This window comes from Acidimicrobiia bacterium, assembly GCA_040902765.1.
Taxonomy (GTDB): domain Bacteria; phylum Actinomycetota; class Acidimicrobiia; order Spongiisociales; family UBA11373; genus DATKBG01.
Map to the genome: position 1 here is coordinate 38,863 of JBBDWO010000025.1, position 24,820 is coordinate 63,682.

The 24,820-nt window shown below is 66.2% G+C and carries 22 protein-coding genes and 1 tRNA gene; 21 read left to right on the forward strand and 2 right to left on the reverse strand.

Features of this window, described 5'->3' with window-relative positions:
* The first annotated feature begins 113 nt into the window (after positions 1-113).
* The 18 genes from uvrA to WEA29_06880 all read left to right on the forward strand — a co-directional run bounded on the left by uvrA (position 114) and on the right by WEA29_06880 (position 21,060).
* Complete coding sequence (gene uvrA, locus WEA29_06795; protein MEX2323462.1) at positions 114-2,939, forward strand: excinuclease ABC subunit UvrA; 2,826 nt, start codon at positions 114-116, stop codon at positions 2,937-2,939.
* Positions 2,936-3,637: a methyltransferase domain-containing protein gene (locus WEA29_06800; GenBank protein ID MEX2323463.1), complete on the forward strand. Its 702-nt coding sequence runs from the start codon at positions 2,936-2,938 to the stop codon at positions 3,635-3,637. The genes uvrA and WEA29_06800 overlap by 4 nt, the downstream gene beginning before the upstream one ends.
* Positions 3,619-6,453: a hypothetical protein gene (locus tag WEA29_06805; protein ID MEX2323464.1), complete on the forward strand. Its 2,835-nt coding sequence runs from the start codon at positions 3,619-3,621 to the stop codon at positions 6,451-6,453. Before WEA29_06800 ends, WEA29_06805 begins: the two co-directional genes overlap by 19 nt.
* Positions 6,454-6,590: 137 nt before the next feature.
* Positions 6,591-8,447, forward strand: a complete 1,857-nt coding sequence (uvrC, locus tag WEA29_06810) for an excinuclease ABC subunit UvrC (GenBank protein MEX2323465.1) — start codon at positions 6,591-6,593, stop codon at positions 8,445-8,447.
* Complete coding sequence (rapZ, locus tag WEA29_06815) at positions 8,444-9,304, forward strand: RNase adapter RapZ (GenBank protein MEX2323466.1); 861 nt, start codon at positions 8,444-8,446, stop codon at positions 9,302-9,304. The genes uvrC and rapZ overlap by 4 nt, the downstream gene beginning before the upstream one ends.
* Positions 9,301-10,257, forward strand: a complete 957-nt coding sequence (locus WEA29_06820) for a gluconeogenesis factor YvcK family protein (GenBank protein MEX2323467.1) — start codon at positions 9,301-9,303, stop codon at positions 10,255-10,257. The genes rapZ and WEA29_06820 overlap by 4 nt, the downstream gene beginning before the upstream one ends.
* Before the next feature lie 119 nt (positions 10,258-10,376).
* Positions 10,377-11,564 carry a phosphoglycerate kinase gene (locus tag WEA29_06825; protein MEX2323468.1) on the forward strand — a complete coding sequence of 396 codons (1,188 nt, stop codon included), beginning with the start codon at positions 10,377-10,379 and terminating at the stop codon, positions 11,562-11,564.
* Positions 11,561-12,331, forward strand: coding sequence for a triose-phosphate isomerase (gene tpiA, locus WEA29_06830; GenBank protein MEX2323469.1), 771 nt, complete (start codon positions 11,561-11,563; stop codon positions 12,329-12,331). Before WEA29_06825 ends, tpiA begins: the two co-directional genes overlap by 4 nt.
* Before the next feature lie 109 nt (positions 12,332-12,440).
* Complete coding sequence (gpmA, locus tag WEA29_06835; GenBank protein MEX2323470.1) at positions 12,441-13,190, forward strand: 2,3-diphosphoglycerate-dependent phosphoglycerate mutase; 750 nt, start codon at positions 12,441-12,443, stop codon at positions 13,188-13,190.
* A gap of 111 nt (positions 13,191-13,301) precedes the next feature.
* Entirely contained in the window at positions 13,302-13,538 is a 237-nt protein-coding gene (gene secG / locus WEA29_06840) for a preprotein translocase subunit SecG (GenBank protein ID MEX2323471.1), read from the forward strand.
* Between the two features lie 29 nt (positions 13,539-13,567).
* Positions 13,568-15,403 (forward strand): ABC transporter substrate-binding protein, encoded by a 1,836-nt coding sequence (locus WEA29_06845; GenBank protein MEX2323472.1) that lies wholly within the window; start codon positions 13,568-13,570, stop codon positions 15,401-15,403.
* A 215-nt stretch (positions 15,404-15,618) separates the two neighbouring features.
* On the forward strand, positions 15,619-16,617 hold the full coding sequence (locus WEA29_06850; GenBank protein MEX2323473.1) for an ABC transporter permease: 999 nt from the start codon (positions 15,619-15,621) through the stop codon (positions 16,615-16,617).
* The gene (locus WEA29_06855) at positions 16,610-17,569 is read left to right on the forward strand and encodes an ABC transporter permease (GenBank protein ID MEX2323474.1); all 960 of its coding nucleotides are present in this window, start codon (positions 16,610-16,612) and stop codon (positions 17,567-17,569) included. Before WEA29_06850 ends, WEA29_06855 begins: the two co-directional genes overlap by 8 nt.
* 11 nt (positions 17,570-17,580) lie before the next feature.
* Positions 17,581-18,594, forward strand: coding sequence for an ABC transporter ATP-binding protein (locus tag WEA29_06860; GenBank protein ID MEX2323475.1), 1,014 nt, complete (start codon positions 17,581-17,583; stop codon positions 18,592-18,594).
* Between the two features lie 11 nt (positions 18,595-18,605).
* The gene (locus WEA29_06865; GenBank protein MEX2323476.1) at positions 18,606-19,676 is read left to right on the forward strand and encodes a dipeptide ABC transporter ATP-binding protein; all 1,071 of its coding nucleotides are present in this window, start codon (positions 18,606-18,608) and stop codon (positions 19,674-19,676) included.
* 134 nt (positions 19,677-19,810) lie between these two features.
* Positions 19,811-19,894, forward strand: a tRNA-Leu gene (locus WEA29_06870).
* 188 nt (positions 19,895-20,082) lie between these two features.
* Positions 20,083-20,670 (forward strand): hypothetical protein, encoded by a 588-nt coding sequence (locus WEA29_06875; protein ID MEX2323477.1) that lies wholly within the window; start codon positions 20,083-20,085, stop codon positions 20,668-20,670.
* 102 nt (positions 20,671-20,772) lie between these two features.
* Entirely contained in the window at positions 20,773-21,060 is a 288-nt protein-coding gene (locus WEA29_06880) for a hypothetical protein (GenBank protein ID MEX2323478.1), read from the forward strand.
* Between the two features lie 328 nt (positions 21,061-21,388).
* On the opposite strand, the gene WEA29_06885 is transcribed toward WEA29_06880, so the two are convergent.
* Positions 21,389-22,309 (reverse strand): hypothetical protein, encoded by a 921-nt coding sequence (locus tag WEA29_06885; protein MEX2323479.1) that lies wholly within the window; start codon positions 22,307-22,309, stop codon positions 21,389-21,391.
* Between the two features lie 188 nt (positions 22,310-22,497).
* Entirely contained in the window at positions 22,498-22,863 is a 366-nt protein-coding gene (locus tag WEA29_06890; protein MEX2323480.1) for a hypothetical protein, read from the reverse strand.
* A 344-nt stretch (positions 22,864-23,207) separates the two neighbouring features.
* On the opposite strand from WEA29_06890, the gene WEA29_06895 reads away from it, so the two are divergent.
* Genes WEA29_06895 through WEA29_06905 form a run of 3 tightly spaced genes read left to right on the forward strand, consistent with a single transcriptional unit; the run spans position 23,208 to position 24,676 of the window.
* The gene (locus tag WEA29_06895) at positions 23,208-23,507 is read left to right on the forward strand and encodes a hypothetical protein (GenBank protein MEX2323481.1); all 300 of its coding nucleotides are present in this window, start codon (positions 23,208-23,210) and stop codon (positions 23,505-23,507) included.
* Between the two features lie 3 nt (positions 23,508-23,510).
* Positions 23,511-23,945, forward strand: a complete 435-nt coding sequence (locus WEA29_06900; protein MEX2323482.1) for a hypothetical protein — start codon at positions 23,511-23,513, stop codon at positions 23,943-23,945.
* Positions 23,942-24,676: a toll/interleukin-1 receptor domain-containing protein gene (locus WEA29_06905; protein MEX2323483.1), complete on the forward strand. Its 735-nt coding sequence runs from the start codon at positions 23,942-23,944 to the stop codon at positions 24,674-24,676. Before WEA29_06900 ends, WEA29_06905 begins: the two co-directional genes overlap by 4 nt.
* The last annotated feature ends 144 nt before the right edge of the window (positions 24,677-24,820 follow it).

Sequence of the window (24,820 nt, forward strand, 5' to 3'; positions counted from 1 at the left end):
GCGAGTCCTCTCTGGCTGGCAGCCGGCAGCCGGTAGCTACCTAATCCCACCGGTGGAATTCGCGACACCCCCTGTCGGTATCATGCCGGTCACCATCATGGAGGACGCTGGCCGTGTCGTCGGACTCGATCGTCATCCGGGGCGCGCGCGAGCACAACCTCAAGGACGTCTCGCTCGACCTACCCCGGGAAAAGTTGATCGTCTTCACCGGGCTATCCGGTTCGGGGAAGTCGTCCCTCGCTTTCGACACCATTTACGCCGAAGGGCAGCGTCGCTACGTCGAGAGCCTCTCGGCCTATGCCCGCCAGTTCCTCGGCCAGATGGAGAAGCCCAACGTCGAGTTCATCGAGGGATTGTCGCCGGCGATCTCGATCGACCAGAAGACATCGAGCCGTAATCCGCGGTCGACGGTGGGAACCGTCACCGAGATCCACGACTACCTCCGCCTCCTCTTCGCCCGCATCGGCGTGCCTCACTGCCCGAAGTGCGGGCGTCGCGTCGCCAGGCAGACCCCGCAGCAGATCGTCGACCAGATCCTGCTCCTCGACGAGGACACCCGGTTCCAGGTGCTCGCCCCGATCGTCCGCGGCCGCAAGGGGGAGTTCGAGCAGATGCTCAAGGAGCTCGGCAAGGAGGGTTTCAGCCGGGTCCGGATCGATGGTGAGGTGCGTGATCTGACCGAAGACATCAAGCTCGACCGGTACTACCAGCACAGCATCGAAGTGGTGGTCGACCGGCTGGTGCGCCGCGACGGCATCACCCGCAGGCTGACCGACTCGCTTGAAACGGCCCTCCGACTCGCCGGGGGCATGGCGGTGGTCGACATCGTCGACGGCCCGACCATCACGTTCAGTCAGCACCTCGCCTGCGACGACTGCGGGCTGTCGTTCGAGGAGCTCCAGCCCCGGAACTTCTCGTTCAACAGCCCCTACGGGGCCTGCCCGACCTGCAACGGCCTCGGCACCCGCTTCCAGGTCGACTGGAGGCTGGCCGTGCCCGACGACGAGCGGTCGCTGGCGGGCGGCGCCATCGTCCCGTGGGCGGGGCGCCACCGATCGTCGTACTACCAGCGGGTTCTCGAAGGGGTCGCCCGCGAGGTGGGCTTCTCGATGGACACGCCCTTCAAGAGGCTGACCAAGAAGGCGCTGACCGCAGTACTCGAAGGGTTCGGCGACGAGCAGGTCACCGTGTCCTACACCAATCGCTTCGGCCGGGAGCGCAAATACCAGACCGGCTACGAGGGCCTGATCCCATGGCTGCGCCGTCGCCACGAGAGCGCCGAGACCGACAGCGCCCGCGAGAGCTACGAGCAGTTCATGCGGCTCGTGCCCTGCGACGACTGCGGCGGGGGCCGCCTCAATCCGGTTTCGCTCGCCGTCACCGTGGGAGATCGGTCGATCCACGATCTCTCGATCCTGCCGCTGCGAGACGCTCGTACGGTCATCGAGGGGCTCGAGCTGGACGATCGGGACCAGGCCATCGCCGAGGCGGTCGTGAAGGAGGTGCTGGCGCGGCTCCAGTTCCTCCTCGACGTGGGGTTGGAATACCTGACGCTGGCGCGCGGTGCGGCGACCCTCGCCGGTGGCGAGGCCCAACGAATCCGCCTCGCCACCCAGATCGGTTCCGGTCTCGTCGGTGTTCTCTACATCCTCGACGAGCCCTCGATCGGGCTCCATCAGCGCGACAACCATCGCCTCATCGAGACGCTGATCAGGCTGCGCGACCTGGGCAACACGGTCATCGTGGTCGAGCACGACGAGCAGACCATGCGCACCGCCGACCACATCGTGGACATCGGCCCCGGCGCCGGTGAGCACGGCGGCCGGATCGTCGCCGAGGGTTCCGTCGACGACATCGTCGCCGAACCGTCCTCGATCACCGGCGACTATCTCGCCGGTCGCCGGCAGATCACCACGCCGGAGCGGCGCCGCCAGCCGGACGGGAGGGTGCTGCGCATCGTCGGGGCCGCCGAGAACAACCTCGCCGACATCGACGTCGACATCCCCCTCGGAGTGTTCGTCGCCGTGACCGGCGTGTCCGGGAGCGGCAAGTCGTCCCTGGTGAGCGAGGTCCTGGCCAAGGCGCTGCGCGCCAGTCTGTATGGATCCCGGGACCTGCCCGGGATCCATCGTCGGGTCGAGGGCCTGGAGCACATCGACAAGGCGATCGACATCGATCAGTCGCCGATCGGGCGTACCCCACGCTCCAACCCTGCCACCTACACGAAGGTGTTCGACCGGATCCGAGCCCTGTTCGCTTCCGTTCCCGAGGCCAAGGCTCGCGGCTACCAACCGGGGCGGTTCTCGTTCAACGTGGCCGGCGGTCGGTGCGCCGCGTGCAGCGGCGACGGAACGATTCGTATCGAGATGCACTTCCTCCCCGACGTGTACATCGCCTGCGACGCCTGCAAGGGACGGCGGTACAACCGGGAGACCCTCGAGGTCCTGTGGAAGGGGCACTCGATCGCCGACGTGCTCGACATGTCCATCGAGGAGGCGCTCACCTTCTTCGAGCATCAGCCGCCCATAGCGCGGGTGATGCAGACCCTGTACGACGTCGGGCTCGGCTACGTCCGCCTCGGCCAGTCGGCACCGACCCTGTCGGGCGGCGAGGCACAGCGGGTCAAGCTCGCCAGCGAGTTGGGCAAGCGTTCCACCGGCCGCACCTTCTACATCCTCGACGAGCCGACCACCGGCCTGCACTTCGAGGACGTGCGCAAACTGCTCGGGGTGCTCCAGCGGCTGGTAGACAGCGGGAACACGGTCCTGGTCATCGAGCACAACCTCGATGTGATCAAGTCGGCGGATTGGATCATCGACCTGGGACCCGAAGGCGGCGGTGAGGGCGGTCGACTGGTCGCCGAGGGCTCTCCGGAGACCGTCGCCCGCGTCTCCGGGTCGTACACGGGCAAGTTCCTGAGTGAGGTGTTGGCGGGATGACGGGGTGGTCGGGGGACCTCGCCGACTGGTGGATCGGCGAGTCGGCCTCCGACCCTGTCTACCGCACACAGGTGCTGCCGCTGGCGCTGGCGCTGCTCGACCCGCGGCCCGGAGAGCGGTACCTGGACCTTGGTTGCGGCGAAGGCCCGCTGCTCCGTGAGCTGGCTGGCGTCGGTGCTACGGCCATCGGAATGGATGCCTCGGTGGCCCTGGCGCGCCGGGCTGCCGACCACTCGCCGACGGTGGTGGGACTCATGCCGGAGCTGGGATTCATCCGAGACCGCGCCGTGGACGGAGTGGCCATCGTCCTCGTCCTCGAGCACGTCGAGGACGCAGGTCGCCTGTTGGCCGAAGCACACCGGGTGACCCGACCCGGGGGAGCGCTCGTCCTCGTGGTGAACCACCCCCTGCTCACCGCGCCCGGGTCGGGACCCTTCCTGGATCCGGACGACGGCGAGGTGCTCTGGCGCTGGGGCTCCTATCTCAGCGGAACCCACACCGACGAACCGGCGGGCGATGGCACCGTCCGATTCCACCATCGGTCGTTGTCGGAGTTGATGAGCGCGGCCGCCAGCGCTGGCTGGGCGCTGCAGAGGATGACGGAGGTGGGCTACGACCCGCACGGTGCGGACCCTCTCTTCGCCGTGCAGTCAGAGGTGCCACGCCTGCTCGGCGCCAGGTGGGTGCGGCCCGGCTGACCGTTGACAGCATCGGCGGAAGTTCCTACCGTCGCCCGATCATCACTGGGGAGTGGGACCTGATCCGACCACGACGCATCGCCGCCACCAGGGTCACCGGCGGCACGCTGGCGCTGGCTCTGGCCCTGGTCTTCGCGCTCGTCCTCCCTTCGGGGCTCACTCCTTCCGATGCATCCGGAATCACGCGTGAGCCCCTCGAACGGATCCTCGTTGGCGGGCTCGGGTTCGACACCGACGCGGTCCCGGAGTGGGACCGCGGTCTGGTCTCGGTCGATGGAAACTGGAGCCCCTTCGGCATCGGCGGCGACGCCTCGGTTCCTCCCACGCTCGACCTCGACGAGGTTCCGTGGACCGAGCCGATCATGCTGGGCGTCAACTACGTCCGGTGGACCGATCCGGAGATCGTGACCCTCTACCCGGATGGCTTCGAGATCAACGGCATGCTCCTGGGTCCCGGGTCGCTCGGCGGACCCCGTGTAGACGCCACCTACCTGGTGGGCACGTTCGTCATGGGCGACGACATCCCCTTCGACTTCGATCGGAGCTACTTCGCCCAGTTCGACCTGGTGCTCGACGTCCCGGGCCGCGAGAAGTGGCAGGCGCACGAGATGTACCCCGACGACACCTGGCACAACGGCTCTCTCGTCATGAGTCTGCGCCTCGGTTTCGAAGACACCGCCTTCGACGTGTACTCGTTCTCCTCCGGCAGCATCATCACCGAGGAGCACAACGGGTTCGCCTTCGTCGACGGCAACGCCATCGTCATGGGCTTCGAGGTCGACGAGAACACGTTCCCGGAGGGGCGCGCCGACATCCAGGGACGGTTCGCCCTCGACGTGCGCACCGCCGGCTTCCCGCCCGAGGGGCATCGGGTGGTGACGGCGCCGTCGGTCCCGCTCGACGCCAACGGCTTCTTCCCCTACCTGGGCAGGACCCGGGTGTTGACCCCGGGCTACCCGGGCATGCTCGACTTCACCTCGGCGCAGGTGCTCGAGGGCCCCGACGGCAACATGTGGTTCGGGCTGACGCCGAGGGAGCCATGGGACGGCGGCCCACCGTCGGACCCCTTCAGCGACTTCTTCCTCGTCGGCTTCGCCCCGCTCGACGAGAGTCCGACCATCTTTTTCGGATTCCAGACCCACGACGGCATGGACGAGACGTTCAAGGAGGAGAGCGGGTCGCGCACCGCCTCACCGGGTCTCCCTGCGATCGTCACCGACGCCGGTGACATCGTCATCGGCACCGATCTCCCGTTCCAGGGAGGGGACGGGGTCATCTATGTGCAGTCGGGCTTCCTGGTCGAGGAGTCGAGTCCCTTCCAATCGCGCACCGACCAGTTCCGGGTCACCTCCAGCGATGTGGTCACCGGCGATCCGTATTCCTTCGGTGGGTCCATCCCGGTCTACGACCTTGCGACCGGTACCGAGATCGAACCGCCAGCGACCACCACGACCATGGCGGTGACCACCACCGTGGTCGCCCAGGAGCCGGCGGACGGGGCCGGCGGCACCTCGTTGGTCGTGGTGGCCATCCTCATCGCCATCTTCATCCTCCTGCTCCTGTGGTGGCTGTGGTACCGGTCGCAAAGTCAGTCTGAGGACGAGAAGGACATCTACCGCTTCGGACCAACCCGGGAGAGGGGGCGCACCACCACCGGGGAAGGCGAGGACGACCCGCGCGACGCGCCGCCGCCGGTGGTGTACGGCGAGGAGATCGACGAGCACGCCGCCTGCGGATGGGGCCTCTACTTCCACGACGGCACCCGGGAGATCCCGCTGCGCGAGCCCGCCATGCACGAGCATCTGTGCTGCAAGTACGTGGTCCGGGTGACCACCGACGTCAAGACCCATGTGCAGGCGGCGCGGGGCCGCCAGGACGCCGGGGCCGAGCGCCTCCGCATCCCCGACTTCGACTACGACTGGCGTTGGGTAGACCTGAAGGCCAACACCTCGGCCCGCAGTGGCCCGGCGGGGAGGCTCGACTGGATGCAGGGGCTGGGCGACTCCATTGAGCAGGCCGACCTGGCCTCGGACGACGGGTACTGGCAGCGGGCCCAGGGCGAGGAGCCCCCGGAGGTGGCCGCTCACCTGTACCACCGGGAGATCACCGACGTCGACATCACGCTCGAGCCGGGCTGCCCGGAGTACAAGAACCTCTACAGCGCGGAGGCCGGCAGCCAGCTCCACGTGCTGGCCACCCACGAGTGCACCAACGACGCCGGCGACCCGTGCCCGGTGGAGCTGAACGCCTTCGGGTTCATCGGCGGGTGGATCATGGGCCCGGGGAACCTGTTCACCGGGGTGGCCGACATGACCGGGACCGACCCCGACGAGCTGGAGCGGTCGCCCCGCGCCGGGGACGGGCAGGGCCCGGTGCCCCGGCCGCCGTGGGACGGGCACGACCATGCAGAGAGGGATCGGGGCACCTACGAGCGTTCCGAGCAAGACATCGCCAGCGACGCTCTGGAGCAGGACAACCTGCTGGTCTCGATCGAAAACGACGTCGAGATCGACGCCGGGCAGATCGTGCCCGTCGCCGTCTATCCGACGACCGAGCGGGTCACCGCCCACATCGAGGGTGACCTGAAGCACAACCTGGAGATCCAGGTCGACCTGACACCGATCAACTGCGAGGCCAACGGCTGCGGCGGGCACGGCCCGTGCAACTGTCAGGCCCAGTGGAAGATGCAGGTCAGCGGGACCGGCGGGTCATGGATCGATGCCGGCGACGGCCCCTTCGAGATCCTCCGGCAGCCCACAGGCGGCGACCGCCGCGAGCCGTTCACCGGCCGGAAGAGTTGGACGGGGAAGAGCTGACCCCGCGGATCTCCGTAAGGCGTCGAGCAGTCCAAGCGCGCCTCCGGGCCCCGGTGCTCCTCTATTGCGTCCACGGCGGCCTGATGTGATGCCGCTGAGCGGCGGGCACGGCCCCGGCCGGTTCGTACACTCGTCTCATGGTCGAGCGGCCCTCTCCCAACGAGATCCCCAACGCCCCAGGGGCGTACCTCTTCCGCGACGACCACGGCGCGGTGGTGTACGCCGGAAAGGCGAAGTCGCTGCGCAAGCGCGTCACCAGCTACTTCGTCGGTGATCACGAGGTGCGGACCCGCGCCATGCTCGAAGCGGCGGCGTCGGTGGAGTGGATCTCCACCGCCACCGAGGTCGAAGCGATCATGCTCGAGTACACGCTGATCCACCAGCACGCGCCCCGGTTCAACATCCGGCTCCGCGACGACAAGTCGTATCCCTTCCTGGTCCTCACCGACACCGACGAGTGGCCCCGCGCCGCAGTGGTGCGCGGGCGTCACCGCAAGGGCAATCGTTACTTCGGGCCATACGCTCACGCCTACGCCATCCGACAGACGCTCGACCTGGTGCTGCGAACCTTTCCGGTGCGGACCTGCTCCGACACCAAGTTCCGTCGCCACGAGGCGCGGGGCCGCCCCTGTCTGCTCTTCGACATCGAGCGCTGCTCGGGCCCCTGCGTCGGTGCGGTCGACCGTGCCGACTATGACGGTTACGTGGAGGGCCTGGCCCGTTTCCTCGATGGGGACAGCGACGCCATGGTGGCCACCCTCCAGGCCGAGATGCAGGCGGCCTCGGAGGCGCTCGAGTTCGAGCGGGCGGCACGCGTTCGCGACCGCATCGCCGCGGTGGAACGGGCCCTCGCCACCCAGGAGGTCGTGTCGTCGAACCGCGAGGACTTCGACCTCTTCGCCATCGCCGAGGACGACCTGGAAGCGGCGCTGGTGGTGCTCACGATTCGCCATGGGCGAGTGGTGGGGCGCCGGGCATCCATCATCGACAAGGTCGAGGATCTGGCCACCGCCGATCTGATCGGTCGGATGATCGAGGATGCCTACGGGGACGGCCAGCCCCCGAAGCAGGTGCTGGTGGCGGAGCTCCCCGACGACGCAAGTATCTGGGAGGCGTGGCTGGCACATCGACGGGGGAGTGCCGTGTCGTTGCGCGTCCCGCGGCGGGGAGCGAAGCGTCGGCTGATGGAGACGGCCCGCCGCAATGCCGAGGAGGAGTTCCAGCGCCACCGGCTCAAGCGAGCCTCCGACCACAACGCTCGTGCTGCTGCACTGCGGAACCTGCAGGAGCGGCTCGACCTGCCAGACCCGCCGCTGCGCATCGAGGCGTACGACATCTCCACCATCCAGGGCACCGACACGGTGGGGTCGATGGTGGTGATGGAGGACGGACTGCCCAAGCGGCGGGACTACCGCCGCTTCAAGGTGCGCAGCGTCTCCGGCCAGGACGACTTTGCGGCGATGGAGGAGGTACTCACCCGGCGACTGACCGCTCACCTCTCCGAGCGCCGACAGCCGGTCGAGGAACGCGGTTCGTTCGCCTATCCGCCGTCGCTCCTGCTCGTGGACGGAGGAGCCGGGCAGCTGGGCCGAGCCGTCTCCGTACTCGCCACCCTCGGCCTCGACATTCCGGTGGTCGGCCTGGCCAAGCGACTCGAGGAGGTCTACGTGCCGGGCCGCCCCGAGCCGCTCCGGATTCCTCGCGGGGAGCCCGCGCTCCACCTTCTCCAGCAGATTCGCGACGAGGCCCACCGCTTCGCCATCGGCTACCACCGGACGCTGCGCAGCCGCCGTATGGTGGGGTCGGTCCTCGACGACGTTCCCGGAATCGGTCCCGAGAGGAGGAAGGCCCTCATGCGACGCTTCGGGTCGATCAAGCGCATGCGAGAGGCCACCGTGGACGAACTCGCCTCTGTGGTACCGGCACGGGTCGCCACCGACCTCCACTCCGTCCTCGTGGGGGACCGACCCTCCGGAACGCGGGAGACGACATGACGGCGAAGCTGGTCGTCATCACCGGCATGTCCGGTGCGGGCCGCTCTCTCGCCGCCAAGGCGCTCGAGGACCTGGGACTGTTCGTGGTCGACAATGTCCCCGCCGAGATGGTCGGGAGTGTCGTGGAACGCGCCATGCGACCGGACCGGGGCCGCGACCGGGTTGCGGCGGTGGTGGATGCCCGTAGCGGGCTCGACTTCGCTGCGTTGTCCGACGAGCTCGAGGCGATCCGGTCCGGGGGGATCGAGACCCAGGTGTTGTTCCTGGACGCCGACGACGCTGTGCTGGTTCGACGCTTCGAGGAGACCCGCCGCCCCCATCCGGTCGAGGGGAGCACGCTGGAGGAGTCGATCGTTCGCGAACGCGATGCCCTGACGCCGATGCGGGCACAGGCCGACCTGGTGATCGACACCTCGGCGCGCACGGTCCACGACCTGCGCGCCCACGTTCAGACGATGCTCGCCGATCTCGGCGGCGACAGCACGCTGCGCATCGAAGTCCAGTCCTTCGGCTTCAAGCACGGGGTTCCCCGGGTTCTCGACCTGCTGTTCGACGTTCGATTCCTCCCCAATCCGCACTGGGAGGACGATCTTCGGCCCCTCACCGGACTCGACGAGCCGGTGGTCCGTCACGTCCTCGACACTCCCGACGCCACCGCCTTCCTGGAGCGAGTCGAGGATCTCCTCGCCTTCCTCCTGCCCCGGTACGGCGGGGAGGGAAAGGCCTATCTCACGATCGGTTTGGGGTGCACCGGGGGCCGCCACCGGTCGGTGGCCCTGGCGGAGGCGTTGGCCCGGTGGTTGGAGGGCCGGGATGGCGTGACGGTGACGGTGACCCACCGGGATCTCGATCGATGACGGCACCTCGCCCCGAGCTGGAACTGCTCGCCGAGATCGACCTGATCGCCTCCGATGGTCCGGTGGTGGTGGCCATCGGTGGTGGGCACGGACTGGCGAGGGCGTTGGAGGCGGTGACCGCCTACGCCGGCGCGGTCACCGCCATCGTCACCGTCGCCGACGACGGTGGGTCCTCGGGGCGCCTCACGCCGGCACTCGAGGTGCCCCCACCGGGCGACGTCCGGCGTGCGCTGCTGGCCCTGACCGATGCCGACTCGCCGTGGCGCGACCTGGTGGCCTACCGCTTCGCCGATGGGGACGTCGCCGGCCACTCGCTGGGCAACCTGATCCTCGCCGCGCTGACTGATCTGTTGGGTGACTTCGAGTCTGCGGTCGATGCCGTGGGGGCGATGCTCGGCGCCCGGGGGATCGTGGTTCCGTCGGCGTCGGTGCCGCTGACCCTCTGCGCCGACGTGGATGGCACCGAGGTCCGGGGTCAGGTGGCGATCGCCCGCTCCCGGGGGCATGTCGAGCGCCTCTGGGTCGACCCGCCCGCAGCCGCCACACCCGCCGCGCTCCGGGCGATCTCCGCCGCCGACCAGATCGTCCTGGCACCGGGGAGTCTCTACACGTCGCTGCTCGCCGTGCTCGTCGTCGACGGCGTGGTCGAGGCGATCAACGCGTCGTCGGGAGCGCTCGTCCAGGTGGCGAACCTCACCACCCAGGACGGAGAGACACTGGGCCTCACCGGCTCCGACCACGTGGACGAGTTGACGCGGGTATCCGGCGTGCGGCCACCCGATCGGGTCATCGTTCACGACGGTCCGCTCGAGGTGCCCGAGGGCCTGGTGGCCCCGACCCTCGACGACGGCCCGGCGGTGGTGAGAGCCGACGTCGCCGATGCCGCCGCTGGCCATCCTCAACACAATCCGGCGCGCCTCGCTGCGGTGTTGCGGCGGCTCGTCGGGGGCTGATCGACGGGCAGTACGATTGGCTCCCCGCCGAGCGAAGGACACATGCCCCGCGATCGTCGATCGACGTCGACCCCGCCACCCCCGGAGCAGGTTCCAGCGCGGATGGTTCTGTGAGTCCGGTGAGTCTCCCCACCATCGACCAGCTCGACGTGGCGGGCAGGGTGGTTCTCGTCCGGGCGGATCTCAACGTACCCCTCGAGGACGGCCAGATCGCCGACGACTTTCGGATCGTGGCAGCCCTCCCGACGATCCACGAGCTGAGGCGGCGTGGAGCGCGCGTTGTGGTGGCCAGCCATCTCGGGCGGCCCTCCGGCGCTGACCCCTCCCTGTCGATGGCCCCAGTGGCCGAAACCCTGGCGACCCTGGGAGGCTTCCCGGTGGCTCTGGCCGACGACGTCGTCGGCGACTCGGCGCTCAAACACTCTCGGGCTGAAGGCCGGATCGGCGACCCGGCCGATCCCGTGGTAGTGCTGGAGAACACCCGCTTCGAGCCGGGTGAGACCAAGAACGACTCCGCCCTGGCCGACAGACTCGCCGCCCTCGCCGACTGCTTCGTCATGGATGCTTTCGGGTCAGCCCACCGCGCCCATGCCTCGACGGTCGGGGTGGCCGAACGCCTTCCGTCGGCTGCAGGTCCGCTGATGCTCGCCGAGGTCGAGGCGTTCGATCGCCTGCTTCACGATCCGGCACGGCCCTTCGTGGTCGTCCTCGGTGGGGCCAAGGTGTCGTCGAAGATCGGGGTCATCGAGCGGCTGGTGGAGCGGGTGGACCGCCTCCTGGTCGGCGGGGCGATGTGTTTCACCCTGCTGGCTGCCCGGGGGGAGCCCACCGGGGCGGGGATGATCGAGGATGGCATGGTCGATCGAGTACGAGGCCTGATGGATGCCCACGGCGATCGCATAGTGCTTCCGACGGATCTGGTGGTGGGGGAGTCGTTCGAGGCAGACACACCACACCGGGTGGCTCGGGTGACCGAATTGGAGCCATCGGATCTCGGGCTCGACATCGGGCCAGAGACGACGGCCGAGTTCGCCGCTGCCATCGGTGGTGCAGCCACCCTGTTCTGGAACGGCCCGCTCGGGGTCGCCGAGTGGGGGCCGTTCGCCGGGGGGAGCCGCGGCGTGGCCGACGCCATCGCGGCGGGCGAGGCGTACTCGGTGGTCGGCGGAGGCGATACGGTTGCGTTCCTGCGGTCGATGGGGATGGAGCACACGGTGCGCCATCTGTCGACCGGAGGGGGAGCCGGACTCGAGCTCATCGATCACGGGTCGCTCCCGGGAATCGACGTGCTGCGAGGCAAGCAATGACGCGAAGAGATCTCATCGTCGGCAATTGGAAGATGCACGCCACCCACCTGGATGCAATCCAGATGGTGCAGAAGCTCTCCTACCGGCTCGACCCTGGCGACTACGACCGGGTCGACGTCGTCGTCTGCCCCCCGTTCACCGCGCTGCGCTCGGTCCAGACCGTCATCGAGTCGGACCATCTCCGCATCGGTCTCGGTGCCCAGGACGTCGACTGGCGATCTGAGGGAGCGTTCACCGGCCAGATCGCGCCCAAGATGCTGTCGGCCCTCGGTGTGCGCATGGTGATCGTCGGGCACTCGGAACGCCGTGCTCTCTTCGACGAGGACGACGCCACTGTTGCTCGCAAGGCGCGGGCTGTCCTCGACGCCGGGATGACACCGATCGTGGCCGTTGGCGAGACCGAGGTCGAACGCGACGCCGGCAGCACCGACGCCGTGATCGCCGCCCAGCTGACGACGGCGCTCAAGGGCCTCGACGCCGAGGCGGTCGCCAGGATCGCGGTCGCCTATGAGCCCGTGTGGGCGATCGGAACCGGCAGGACCGCCGATGCGGACACCGCCGCCGACGCCATCGGCCACCTCCGTGCCACGATCGAGAGCAGCCACGGGCACGACGCATCGCGCAGCGTCCGGATGCTCTATGGCGGGTCGGTCAATCCGGGCAATATCGCCGCCTTCATGGCCAAGCAGGACATCGACGGCGCACTCGTCGGCGGAGCCTCGCTCGACTCCGACCAGTTCGCCGCAATAGTGCGGTACTGGGTCTAAAGGAGATTGAATCCGTGATGCTCACCTGGGTGACGGCAGATGGCAGAGGGCGGACGGCAGTGGTTCTCGGCCTTCTGCTGTCTGCTGTCTGCCATCTGGAGGCCATCTGATGGCGTCCTGTCTCGTCCTGCTGCGTCACGGCGAGAGCGAGTGGAACCTCGCCAATCGGTTCACCGGCTGGACTGATGTCGGCCTGACCGAGCGGGGCGTCGCCGAGGCCATCTCTGCCGGGGAGTCCCTGCTGTCCGAGGGCTTTGAACCGGCGATCGCCCACATGTCGGTCCTCACCCGGGCCATCGCCACCGCCCACCACACCCTCGAGACCATGGACCGGCTCTGGATTCCCGAGGTCAAGGACTGGCGGCTCAACGAACGCCACTACGGCGATCTCCAGGGGCTCGACAAGGCCGAGACCGCGGCCCGGTACGGGGACGACCAGGTGCTCGAGTGGCGGCGATCGTTCCGCACGGCCCCGCCGCCACTCGCCGTAGACGACCCGCGACACCCCAGCCACGATCCGAGGTATGCCGACCTGCCGTCCGAGGAGGTGCCCGCCTCCGAGAGCCTCGCCGACGTGATCGAGCGATTCATGCCCTACTGGCACGATCGCATCGTCCCGGACCTGGTTGCGCTCGAGCAGGTGCTCGTCGTCGCACACGGGAATTCCCTGCGGGGGCTGGTCAAACACCTCGACGGGATCTCCGACGAGGACATCCCTGCCCTCAACATCCCGACCGGCATCCCGCTGGTGTACGAGTTCGACGACGACCTCGAAGTCACCCGGCGTGAGTACCTGGCGGAGGCCGAGGTGGTCGAAGCTGCCGCTCGCGCGGTCGCCGAGCAGCATAAAGCGCGCTGAAATCATCAGGAAGATAGTTCTGAGCGCGACTTGCGGTTGGTAGTGGCCTCATTCATACTTGATTTGTCCGACCCGCGTCCAAGTGGGTCGGCGTCATGGAAGGGTCACGTCTTGATCGCAGCAGTCGCCATCGCGACACACCTGATCCTGTCCCTCGCACTCATCGGCCTGATCCTGCTTCATGCGGGACGCGGCGGTGGCCTGTCCGACGCCTTTGGCGGCGGCATGGGCCCGGCGGGCGGCCTCTCGGGGTCGACCCTGGTGGAGCGAAACCTGGACAGGCTCACGGTGGTGGTGGCGCTCTTGTTCGCGACGACGACGTTCGCGCTCGCGTGGGTGTTGGCTTGACGCGGCCCTTTCATAATCGACAAGGAGGAATGCACTTGAAACAACTGTGGCAACGTCGCAATGTGGCGTGGCTCGGTCTTCTCCTCGCGTTCGCCCTCGTAGTCGCAGCATGCGGCGACGACGGCGGCGGGGCGACGACCACCACGGCAGCGCCGACCACGACAGCTGCTCCGACGACGACGACCGAAGCACCTTTCCAGAAGCCGTATGGCGGAGAGGTTTCCTACGGCCAGGACCAGGAGCCCCCGACGCTGAATACGTTCGTGCCGGGTGGTAACAACTTCGTGGTCTCGATCATCGGTAACAGCTACTGGACCGGAGTCTCGACGGTGGACGGATTCACCCTCGAGCTCATCCCGATCGTCGTGACCGAGCTGCCGAACGTCGCCAACGGTGGCGTCACGGTGAACGCGGACGGGACGATGACCGTTCGGTATCAGATCGTGGAAGAGGCTCAGTGGGCTGATGGCGTCCCCATTTCGGGTGACGACTTCAGGTTCACCTACGACACGATTATGGATCCCGAACTGCCGATCGACAAGACCATCTACGAGGACATCATTCCTGAGTCCATCGTGGTCGGTCCGAAGACGTTCGAGTACACCATGACCGCACCGACCGTTCAGTTCGAGTTCCTGTTCGGCGTCCTGCTTCCCAAGCATGACGTCGAAGGCAGCGACTTCGTGAACGACTACAACGACTCCATGTGGGTGTCGGGTGGTCCGTTCATATTGGATGAGTGGCAGAAGGGCTCGTTCCTGCGGGTCGTTCGGAACGACAACTACTGGCGGACCGACGCGGAGACCGGTCAGCAGCTGCCCTACCTGGACAGCGTGCTGTTCCCGTTCACCCCGGCGACCGAGACCCTGATCAACGCGTTCAGGGAGCGTGAGGTTGACATCATCAACCCGCCGCCCGCGATCGCCACGATCGAGGACCTGCAGACGCTGGAGGCCGAAGGCGCCCGCATCGAGGTTCTGTCGGGTCCGATCTGGGAGCACTTGAACTTCTCGTTCTCCGAGAAGTCGCTCATCCGTAACCCGAACTCGTACAACGCTCATATCGAGTACCGCAAGGCCGTGGCCCACGCGATCGACAAGCAGCTCATCGTCGATGAGATCCTTGCCGGCCAGGTGGAGCCGATGTCCTCGTACGTCGATGCGTACTCACCGACCCTCTCGCAGGGTTCGTGGGACCAGTACGACTACAACCCGGCTACGGCGATCGGGTACATCGAAGAGCTCTGCGCGAAGGAAGGCGTCGACTGTGACGCCATGCCCGTGACCGCAGTGTTCAGCACGACCTCCGGCAACGCCGCTCGTGAGCAGCTCTCTGAGCTGTTCGCCGAGATGTTCGCTGCCATTGGCGTGGTGTACGAGATCCAGCTCGAGCCGAGCACGCTCTTCTTCGGAGAGACGCTCGACTCAGGTGGTTGGGACCTGGGCGAGTGGGCGTGGGTCGGTACCCCCGGCTTCGCCGGCTTGATCGGCATCCACGACCTCTTCGATCCTGAGGGTCCGCCCCCGCTCGGTGGTAACAACTACCGCTGGGGCACCCCCGCCGTCGAGGGTGAAGAGGATGTGTTCAACCAGGGTCCGGGTCTCGTCAACAACGAGGCCACGGCGCGCAGCGGTGAGCTGCGTGACCTGATGAACGAGACGATCGACACGGACACACTCATTGGGTATCTCAACGAGTTCGAACAGCTCCTGGCCGATAACGTCGTGATCTACCCGCTCTACCAGCGCCTCGATCCGGGTGCCGTGTGGGCTGATACGGTTGGTGGCTTCAAGCACAACCCGTCGTCCTCCGCACTGACCTGGAACATGGAGGGTTGGTACCGCGTGGACCTGATGGAGGGCTAGTCGATCTGAGATCGACTGGTTCATGACCGGAAGGGGCCCGCTTCGGCGGGCCCCTTCCGCGTCCGCTGACGGTCCGCTGCGGTGTGGGCTTATGGGTCCGAAACCGGACACATAAGGCTTTACTCCGCGGTTACGACGGCGGAGTAGGGTCACCGGTATAATCCCGCAACCGTCGCCCACGGTGGCGCATGGACCGATGGAGGTGAGTTCCGATGATGCAATATGTGCTGAGGCGATTGGTCTACGGGATCGTCACGGTCATCGCCCTGTCCGTGATCACCTTCACCCTGCTGCAGAACACCGGCGGCACGCCGCTGGACCGGTTGAAGGCGAACCCTCGAATAACCCGGTCCACCATCGAGGAGATGTCGCGGTTCTACGGCCTGGACCAGCCGGCGACCCAGCAGTACTTCACCTGGGCCAAGAACTTCGTCCAGGTGTGGAACTACCCGTCCGCCTGGGGGCGCTCCTTTCAGGGGCCCGAGCACGTGCAGCTGCTCGTGTTCAGCCGCCTCGGTGGAACCGTGCGCCTCATGGTGACCGCGCTGTTCCTGGCCCTGATCATCGGGATCCCGCTCGGGATCTACCAAGCGATACGACAATATTCGTTCTTGGATCAGGCGGCGACGACCTTCTCGTTCGTCGCCTTCTCGACCCCGATTTTCGTCGTTGGGTTGGGTCTGCAGATCATCTTCGCGGTGTATCTGTCGAGATGGACGGGCGTGAAGCTGTTCTACACGTCTCAGATGAACAGCCCCAACTACGCCGACTTCAACTTCTGGGCACGGATCGGCGACACCGCGCAGCACCTGTTCCTCCCGGCGATCTCGATCGCCCTGATCTCGGTGGCCGCCTACTCACGGTTCCAACGGGCGTCGATGCTCGAGGTGCTCCACAGTGACTACCTGCGCACGGCAAAAGCCAAGGGCCTCACCCGGCGCACGGTGATCGTCAAGCACGCGCTGCGCAATGCCCTGATCCCGGTCGTGACCCTGGTATCCCTCGACATCGCCGGCCTGCTCGGCGGAGCGGTGATCACCGAGACGATCTTCGCCTGGCCGGGGATGGGCCGGCTGTACATCCAGGCGGTAGGACAGAACGACTGGCCGATAATCATGGCCGTGGTGATGATCATCGGCTTCATGGTGATCCTCATGAACCTGCTCGCCGACCTCGCCTACGGATGGCTGGATCCGCGGGTCCGGTATGACTGAGCCAGGTACCGACTCGGCTGAGTACACCGCCCTCGACCTCGCCGAGGGAATGGCGGTCGAGCCGATCACACAGTGGAAGCTGTTCACGCGCCGCCTGCGGAGCCACCGCCTGGCGATGGTGTCGGTGTTCGTACTCGGGACCATCGCAGCGATCGTCTTGTTCGCCGACCTTCTGCCGCTCAAGGATCCCCTGTCGCAGCTTCGCGACTCGGGTGGGCGCCCGGCGAACCTGCTCAGCCCGAGGGCGGAGTATTGGTTCGGGACCGACGAGATCGGGCGCGACATCCTCTCCCGCGTCGTATACGGGGGGCGCACCAGCCTGACGGTCGCCGGCCTGACCGGCCTGATGGTCGCCACCTTCGGCACGACGGTGGGCGCCATCGCCGGCTACTACGGCGGCTGGATCGACACCGTGCTCATGCGCTTCGTCGACCTGATCCTGAGCCTTCCGCTGCTGCCCGTGGCCATCGTGGCCGCAGCCTGGATGCGGGATGCGTTCCGCGGAAGGGAGGCGCTGTCTCTCGCGGTACTCCTCGGGGTCCTGCTGTGGGGCGGCCTCGCCCGAATCGTGCGGGCCGAGTTCCTGTCGCTGCGTGAGAAGGAATTCGTCGAAGCGGCGCGAGCCACCGGGGCCAGGGATCGGCGGATCATCTTCCGCCACATCCTTCCCAACGCCCTCAGCCCGATCATCGTCAACACCACGCTGGTCGTCGGTACCGCGATCATTCTCGAGGCAGCGCTCTCCTTCCTCGGTTTCGGTGTGCGGGTGCCGACCCCGGCATGGGGTCAGATGACCGCCCAGGGCGGCACCCTGGCCGTCGGCGGCGCCAGCGCCTGGTGGGTGCTCGTCTTCCCGGCAGTCGCGCTGGTGACCACCGTGCTTTCCGTCAACTTTCTCGGCGACGGGTTGCGAGACGCCCTGGATCCGACGCAGACCATCGAGCGCAGGTAGGCTGCCGGGTCGTGTCGACGCCACTCCTCGAAGTTCGCAACCTGCGCACCTATTTCTCCACGCAGGAGGGGGTGGTGCGAGCCGTCGACGGCATCTCGTTCCAGATCGGCCATGGTGAACGTTTCGGAGTGGTGGGGGAGTCCGGATCCGGCAAGTCAGTGACCGCGCTCTCGATCATGCGTCTCATCGAGGCTCCGGCGGGTGAGATCGTCACCGGCGAGATCCTCTTCAACGGTGTGAATCTCCTCACGCTCGACGAGGACGAGATGCGGGAGATCCGGGGAGGCGAGATCGCGATGATCTTCCAGGACCCGATGACCGCGCTCAACCCGGTCTACAACGTAGGCAACCAGCTGATGGAGGCGATCATGCTCCATCAGAACGTGGGCAAGAAGGAGGCCTTCGAGATCGGCGTTTCTGCCCTTGACGACGTCCAGATCCCGAATTCCCGTGAGCGGATGTACGACTACCCGCACCAGCTGTCTGGCGGGATGCGCCAGCGGGTCATGATCGCCATGGGCCTGTCCTGCAACCCACAACTGCTCATCGCCGACGAGCCGACCACCGCTCTCGATGTGACAACGCAGGCGCAGATCCTCGACCTGATGCTCGGCCTGTGTGATGAGCGCAACACCGCCGTCATGCTCATCACCCACGACCTCGGCGTCGTTGCAGGCTTCTGCCAGACGGTCCAGGTCATGTACGGAGGCCGCATCGCCGAACGCGGTAAGAACGAGGAGTTGTTCGACGAAACGCTCCACCCGTACACCGCGGGCCTGCTCGGCTCGATGACCCGTCTCGACGAAGTGCGCGACGAGAGGCTCTACTCGATCCGCGGGGCCCCGCCCTCGCTCATCGACCCGCCCACCGGATGCCGGTTCAAGGCCCGGTGCGACTTCGCCCAGGACATCTGCAAGACAGACGTCCCGCCAGTGCGTGAGTTCACGCCCGGGCACGTGGCCGCCTGCCACTTCGCCCCCAACCTGGACCTCGCCCGGATCAAGCGCGAGCAGGTGGTGTCGTGACCACCGAGCAGATGCACGACGGTGTCGGCACAGGCGATCTCGGTCCGGACACGCTCATCCGGGTCAACGACCTCGTAAAACACTTTCCGATCACCAAGGGCGTCTTCTTTCGCAAGCAGATCGGGGCCGTTCAGGCGGTCTCCGGCATTTCCTTCGAGATCAAGAAGGGCGAGACGCTCGGGCTGGTGGGAGAGTCGGGATGCGGCAAGTCCACCACCGCCCGCTGCCTGCTGCGCCTGATCGAACCGACCTCGGGCAAGGTGCTGTACCGGGCCATGACGAAGGGCAAGGGGAGGGGCGCCGAGGAGGTCGAGGAGGTCATCGACATCGCCTCCGCCGACAAGGACACGATGCGACGGCTGCGCCGGGACATGCAGATCGTCTTCCAGGACCCTTACGCTTCGCTCAACCCCCGCATGACGGTCGCCAGCATCATCTCGGAGCCCCTGGTGGTGCACGGCATCGGCAACCACGACGATCAGATGGAGAGGGTCAAGGAGCTCCTCAAGGTGGTGGGCCTCAACCCTGAGCACACCAATCGCTACCCGCACGAGTTCTCCGGCGGTCAGCGGCAGCGTATCGGTGTCGCTCGCGCCCTGGCCCTCAACCCGTCGTTCATGGTTCTCGACGAGCCGGTCTCCGCCCTCGACGTGTCCATTCAGGCCCAGGTGCTCAACCTGATGGAGGACCTCCAGGAGGAGTTCGACCTCACCTACCTGTTCATCGCCCACGATCTGTCCGTGGTGCGGCACGTCTCCGACCGGGTGGCGGTCATGTACCTGGGGCGGATCGCCGAAATGGCCGACCGTGACACCCTCTACCAGCGTCCCATGCATCCGTACACCCACGCCCTCATGTCGGCGGTGCCGATCCCGGACCCGGTCAAGGAGCGGACTCGCAAGCGGATCATCCTCGAAGGCGACATCCCGTCACCGATCAACCCGCCCTCCGGATGTCGGTTCCACACCCGGTGCCCCCGCGCCGAGTTCCCCCTGTGTAGCACCGAGGAGCCGCAGCTCCGGGAGATCGAGCCTGGCCACTACGTGGCCTGCCACTTCCCTGAGATCCAGAGGCTGGTGTAGGGGCCTTTCGGGCTTTGCCCTAATGGCGTTACCGGTTGCCCGTTTCCAGTCACCCGGGAAGAACCGACGGCTGGGTCCGTTGGAAATACTGGCGGCGGGGGACTGGGGACTGGCGGCTAATCTCTGCCGCCCACGTCGGAGTGGCGGAACTGGTAGACGCGCTAGGTTGAGGGCCTAGTGGGCGAAAGCTCGTGGAGGTTCGAGTCCTCTCTCCGACACGCTGAAAACCCGACCCTCCGGTGAGGCCCACCTCCTGGAGGGTCACGTTCATTCGGGGAGCGCCTGACACCTTCACCTCCAGATGGTCCGGGAAGATCGCGATCTCATCGAGGAGATCTGAGGCGATGATCCACCGCTCCCGGTCCGTGGCCTCGTTCCAGATCTCCTCGATGTCGATGTCGGCCAGATGCCGAGCGACATCCTCGAAAGCCTGCGCGATAGCACCGCTCTCCTCGAGCCGCCGCCTCTCTCCGGCCAACTCGCCCTCGAGCCGCTCCAACTGGGTCGTGAGCTCGCCCTCCTCCTCGGCGAAGAGGTCGGCGCTGACCTGACCTGCGTAGTGCAGCTGGAGCAGTTGACGCCGCCGCTCCCGGAGCTCACCGACCTGCGTAGCCGCCCGGCCGTCCGCCAGTTTGGCGGCTCGGCCGGACGCCATCCGCATGTGCCGGCGAATCGCATCCTGGAGCGCATCGTCCCTGCCCACCAGCCTCAATCCGAGGAGCCCGGCCCGCTCGATGCCCTTCACCGACCTCCGCGGCTGATCACACCCCGACCCACGATGAATGCACCGGTAGAAGCGCCCCCCTTGCCCGTTGCTGTCTACGCCAGCCACTCGCCGACACAACCCGCAGCGCACCACGCCGGAGAGGGGATGACGGCTCTGCCTCTTGCGGCCCGCAACCCAACCCCGTTGAGCACGCTTCCACTCCTCCTCGGTCACAATCGCTCGATGTCGGCCAGGGAACCAATCGCCCCTCCACACAACCTCGCCTAGGTACACCCGCGACCCGAGGATCCCTCGCGCCGTCGAATACTTCACACCGGTACGACGCTCGATGTCGGTGTAGGAACACCCCTCCGCACGCAATTGAAAAATGTGACGCACCACGTCGGCATCGCCGTTGGGCACAAGCTCGCCGTCGATGAGGTCATACCCCGTCTTGGGCCGGTTGATCCACTTGCCCTCCTGCACCGCTCGAGTCATGCCCATCACCACGTTCTCGGCGAGCTGCTCCCGGTAGAACTGTGCGAACGAACCGAGCACGTTGTAGAACATGCGCCCGGTCGCCGACGACAGATCGAGGCGCTCGGTGAACGAGTGCAGCGCGACGTCGGCCTTCCCGAAGGTGTCGGCGAGCAGGATGAGGTCCCCGAGGTTCCGTGACAGCCGATCGAGCCGCCACACCAAGACGTGTCCGACGCGACCCTCCTCGATCATCGCGAGTACCTGTCGCAGGCCGGGCCGCTCGAGGTTCTTCCCCGACGCGCCCGGGTCTTCCACCACCGACACCGGTCCCAGGTCGTGGAGCTCGGCGTAGGCACGCAACTTGTCGGCCTGGCCCTGGATCGAGAAGCCCTCGGCCGCCTGCTCCTCAGTCGACACACGGCAGTAGGCAACGGTCAGCACGCGTCGCCCTCCTCTAGCCGCTTGCGCACGATCCGAAGACTCACCGCCACGAGCACCGACGCTACCCGCTCGAGGTCGCGCTCGCTCACAGCCCCCACTCCATCCTCCGGCGCTTCTTCGCCACTCGCTCGGTGAAGGGAATCCCAGTCTCGAGCTCCCACTCATGCAACACACCGGACGCGCTTCCCAGCGCATCATCAAGCGTCCCAATCTCGCGCAGGGCAGCAAAGCTGGACAGATAGCCGCAGAGCCCCGCGACGATCCGGCGCTCCGATGCCGCGCGCCGCGCCCCCGACACGCGACCGATGGTGACTGGACGATCCCGCAGCGAAGCCAAGCGAACCTGCTCCCACTCCTCTGCCACCGGCCACCGTGACCGAGTCGCGTCTCCTGTCGGAGCTCTCATCGACAGCCACTCCGTCCCGTACCCCCACAGCCCACCCGTCTCCCGAAGGAGATCAGCCGGCGAGTCAACCGAGCATTCCCGCAGCACCGACCGACCGAACTCGAACTCAACACGGACCACCGGATCCCCGTTCCGATAATTCGCCCCCCACCGATCGAACCACCAGGTCGTACCGGTCCGGCGAGCCTGCCCCGACTTCTCGTAGATGCGGGCGGAGAGCCCGCCCCCAGACCGACGCCCGATCTGGAACCCAGTCCAGTGTCCTGCATCCTCATAGGTGGTCAACGTCTTGGCTCGCGTGACGAACCGATTCCGAGTCTCAGCGCTCAGCGTCAGCCCCTGGAAGTCGGCGTACAGGTCAGCCCTCGACACCGACCAATCGACACTGCACACCGACCCGACCACGTCCGAAAACGCATCCACAGCCGCTTGCGGACCCAGACCGGCCAGCAACTCGGCCCGAGGCTGCACACGCACCGCAGGCAAGTGCTGACTCGCCGTGAACCCCAGCAACCCATAGCTGTGCGACAACCGATACGCGTACTTCCCCCAGCCATGGCCGGACAGACCAAACTCGACACCGCCCAACTTGAACGGCACCGGCTCTCCCGCCTCAGCCGCTCGAGCCTTCCCCAGCTCCAGCATCCTGAGCAACGCCACAGGCAGATTCCCTCGACCCGATAGGTACAACGCATCGATACCCGAGGCCAGCTCACGCACTCGCACAAGTGCGACTAGCGGAGACTGCAGAACGGCCTGGGTGGGGGAGTGACCGACCATCGAACGAGCTACTCCTCCGAGCCCTTGGCTTCGAGGTAGTGCTCCCAGAACGCGACCGGATCGAGCTGCACCCCGACCACCTTGTACTCATCCGGATGCATGCCAAAGATCGTCCGGAACCGCTTCAGCTTCCGATAGATCGTCGCCCGATGCCAGCCAGCACGCTCGAGCCCCTCAAAGCCTCCATACAGATGCCACGACGCCCAGAACCCCAGCATGTCGGCACTCCACCTGGCGGTCAGCCTCGCGACCGCATCCCTACGGATGCCGTCGGTCGCTGAATACGCCGTGTCCAAGTACCTGTCCCATGCACGCCGCGCCAAACCGCGGCCCTCAGCAGACTCCGACCGCTTCTTCCGAAGATCGTCATTCATAGTCGCATCCTAGCGACCACAAACGACAAGGATGTAATCCTGTCGTCAACTTCCTGTACGATGCAGTTTGAGGGTGCTGTGATACAGGACACGCACCCGCTGGCTCTATTGTCGAATCGAAACGAGGACGCCTATGGACAAGCAGGAGGAAATGGTTCGGTTGCTCGCTCTCCAGTTTCGGGCGATGGTTCCGAACCAGGCCGAAGCGATCCGACAATTGAGCAAGCTCAAGTTTGGGACGAAGCGGATCGCCGAGCTCTTGGGTACTACAGCGAACACTGTGAACGTGACCCTCCAGCAAGCCAGGAAGGCCCCCTCGAAGGCAGCAAAGGACACTCGGAAGAATGGCTGACGAAGAGATCACCCGACGCCTTGACGCAATCATTGCGATTCTCAAGCTCGCTCACAGCGACTCCCTGACTGCCACGCGAGAGTCGTTGCTCCGCAATGAGGTAATCGCAGCCATTCTTGACGTTACTCGTGACGACTTCGTACCGTCCGGTGATATCAAGGCTGCCGTGAGTAAGAGCACGAGTGCGAAGGATAAGACCATCCAGCGCCGCCTGACCGACTTGGTTGCCATGGGGGTGCTCGAGAAGAAGCCGCACGCGCGCGCCGCCTATCGGTCAACGGGTGTCGTTTGACGCATGAGTGAGTCGCTCGACGCCTTTGCTGAACTCCAGGCAATTCGCAGCCGGCTTGATGGGATCGAGCACCGCCAGGAAATGCTCGTCCGGGCTCAAGCCGAGGAGATCCTGGCGGCGATCTGGACCATCATGGATAACGACCCCATGCTCGCGCCCACGTACCTGCTCGTTGACGGATCGCGTACGCAGCAACAGATCGCAAAGGAGCTCAGGCAAGGCGGCCATCCCGCGAGCGACGCAAGCATCTCTCGCAAACTCAAGCGTCTGAGAAATGACTTGGGGTTAGTGGAGCTCCTAGAACATACGGCAGCCGGAAAGGCCTATGGTAAGTCTGCCCTGGATCGGATTCTCAACCTAACGCCAAAGGTCGAAAAGCGGGTAGAGGCACGCACGAAGGCGCGTGCCAAACCCAAGAAGACGAAGTCGTCTGGATGACGCAGCCGAGCGAGCCGAGCGAGCGGGAGCTCCTGAGTCAGCTGAACCACGAGTTCCGGCGCCGCGGGTGGCGCGACAACGAGAACACTGCGCTAGCCATCGTGCGCGCGATCGAGGAGACCCGAGGCCGCGTCAATGTTGCTCGCTTGGCCAGAGTCCCATCCCGCACGTTCCTAAGTGACAATGCAGCGACCAGAAGGGATGTCAGGCAGGCCGTCAACTCGGCCATAGGTGAGTCCGATCTCATCTTGATCCGGGCGAAGCTTGGGGAGATCGCGTCTCGGCTTGACGATCTCGATTCCGAGCAGTCGCGGGCAGCGAGGGAGTTTGATGTCTTCATCTGCCACGCGAGCGAAGACAAGGATGACTTTGTTCGCCCACTCGCCTTGTCCCTGCGCGCCGAGGGGCTCACCGTCTGGTACGACGAGTTCGAGCTGCATCTAGGTGACAGCGTGCGGAGGAAGATCGACGCCGGAATTGCCAACAGCCGCTTCGGCGTGATCATTCTCTCGCCGAGCTTCTTCTCGAAGAGCTGGCCCCAGCACGAGCTCGACGGCCTGGTGACCCGCTCTGTCAGCGGGGTTCAAGTGCTCCTACCGATCTGGCATGGAGTCACACAGGAGGACGTGATGGTCTTCAGCCCCTCACTGGCTGACAAGTACGCAGCCCAAAGCGACATGTTCACGGTTGATGAGATTGCTGCTCAGATCGCGTACGTTGTACACCGCTAGTCAGGGGGCGTCGGCACGGATGCGCCCGGGTCTCAGACCACGCAATTAACCAGTCGTAGTAGCCGATACCCCACTCTTGCCCGGGGAGCAGAGGCCCAACCCCCAAAGGCTCGGGAGTGACGTCGGACTCGTCGACCGACGCCT

Excerpts from the sequence above, each read along its gene's own strand:
- WEA29_06800 (MEX2323463.1), top strand. The coding sequence starts at position 2,936 with ATGACGGGGTGGTCGGGGGACCTCGCCGACTGGTGGATCGGCGAGTCG.
- uvrC (MEX2323465.1), top strand. The coding sequence starts at position 6,591 with ATGGTCGAGCGGCCCTCTCCCAACGAGATCCCCAACGCCCCAGGGGCG.
- rapZ (MEX2323466.1), top strand. The coding sequence starts at position 8,444 with ATGACGGCGAAGCTGGTCGTCATCACCGGCATGTCCGGTGCGGGCCGC.
- WEA29_06820 (MEX2323467.1), top strand. The coding sequence starts at position 9,301 with ATGACGGCACCTCGCCCCGAGCTGGAACTGCTCGCCGAGATCGACCTG.
- tpiA (MEX2323469.1), top strand. The coding sequence starts at position 11,561 with ATGACGCGAAGAGATCTCATCGTCGGCAATTGGAAGATGCACGCCACC.
- gpmA (MEX2323470.1), top strand. The coding sequence starts at position 12,441 with ATGGCGTCCTGTCTCGTCCTGCTGCGTCACGGCGAGAGCGAGTGGAAC.
- WEA29_06845 (MEX2323472.1), top strand. The coding sequence starts at position 13,568 with ATGCACTTGAAACAACTGTGGCAACGTCGCAATGTGGCGTGGCTCGGT.
- WEA29_06850 (MEX2323473.1), top strand. The coding sequence starts at position 15,619 with ATGCAATATGTGCTGAGGCGATTGGTCTACGGGATCGTCACGGTCATC.
- WEA29_06855 (MEX2323474.1), top strand. The coding sequence starts at position 16,610 with ATGACTGAGCCAGGTACCGACTCGGCTGAGTACACCGCCCTCGACCTC.
- WEA29_06865 (MEX2323476.1), top strand. The coding sequence starts at position 18,606 with ATGCACGACGGTGTCGGCACAGGCGATCTCGGTCCGGACACGCTCATC.
- WEA29_06875 (MEX2323477.1), top strand. The coding sequence starts at position 20,083 with ATGCCGAGCGACATCCTCGAAAGCCTGCGCGATAGCACCGCTCTCCTC.
- WEA29_06890 (MEX2323480.1), bottom strand. The coding sequence starts at position 22,863 with ATGAATGACGATCTTCGGAAGAAGCGGTCGGAGTCTGCTGAGGGCCGC.
- WEA29_06895 (MEX2323481.1), top strand. The coding sequence starts at position 23,208 with ATGGCTGACGAAGAGATCACCCGACGCCTTGACGCAATCATTGCGATT.
- WEA29_06900 (MEX2323482.1), top strand. The coding sequence starts at position 23,511 with ATGAGTGAGTCGCTCGACGCCTTTGCTGAACTCCAGGCAATTCGCAGC.
- WEA29_06905 (MEX2323483.1), top strand. The coding sequence starts at position 23,942 with ATGACGCAGCCGAGCGAGCCGAGCGAGCGGGAGCTCCTGAGTCAGCTG.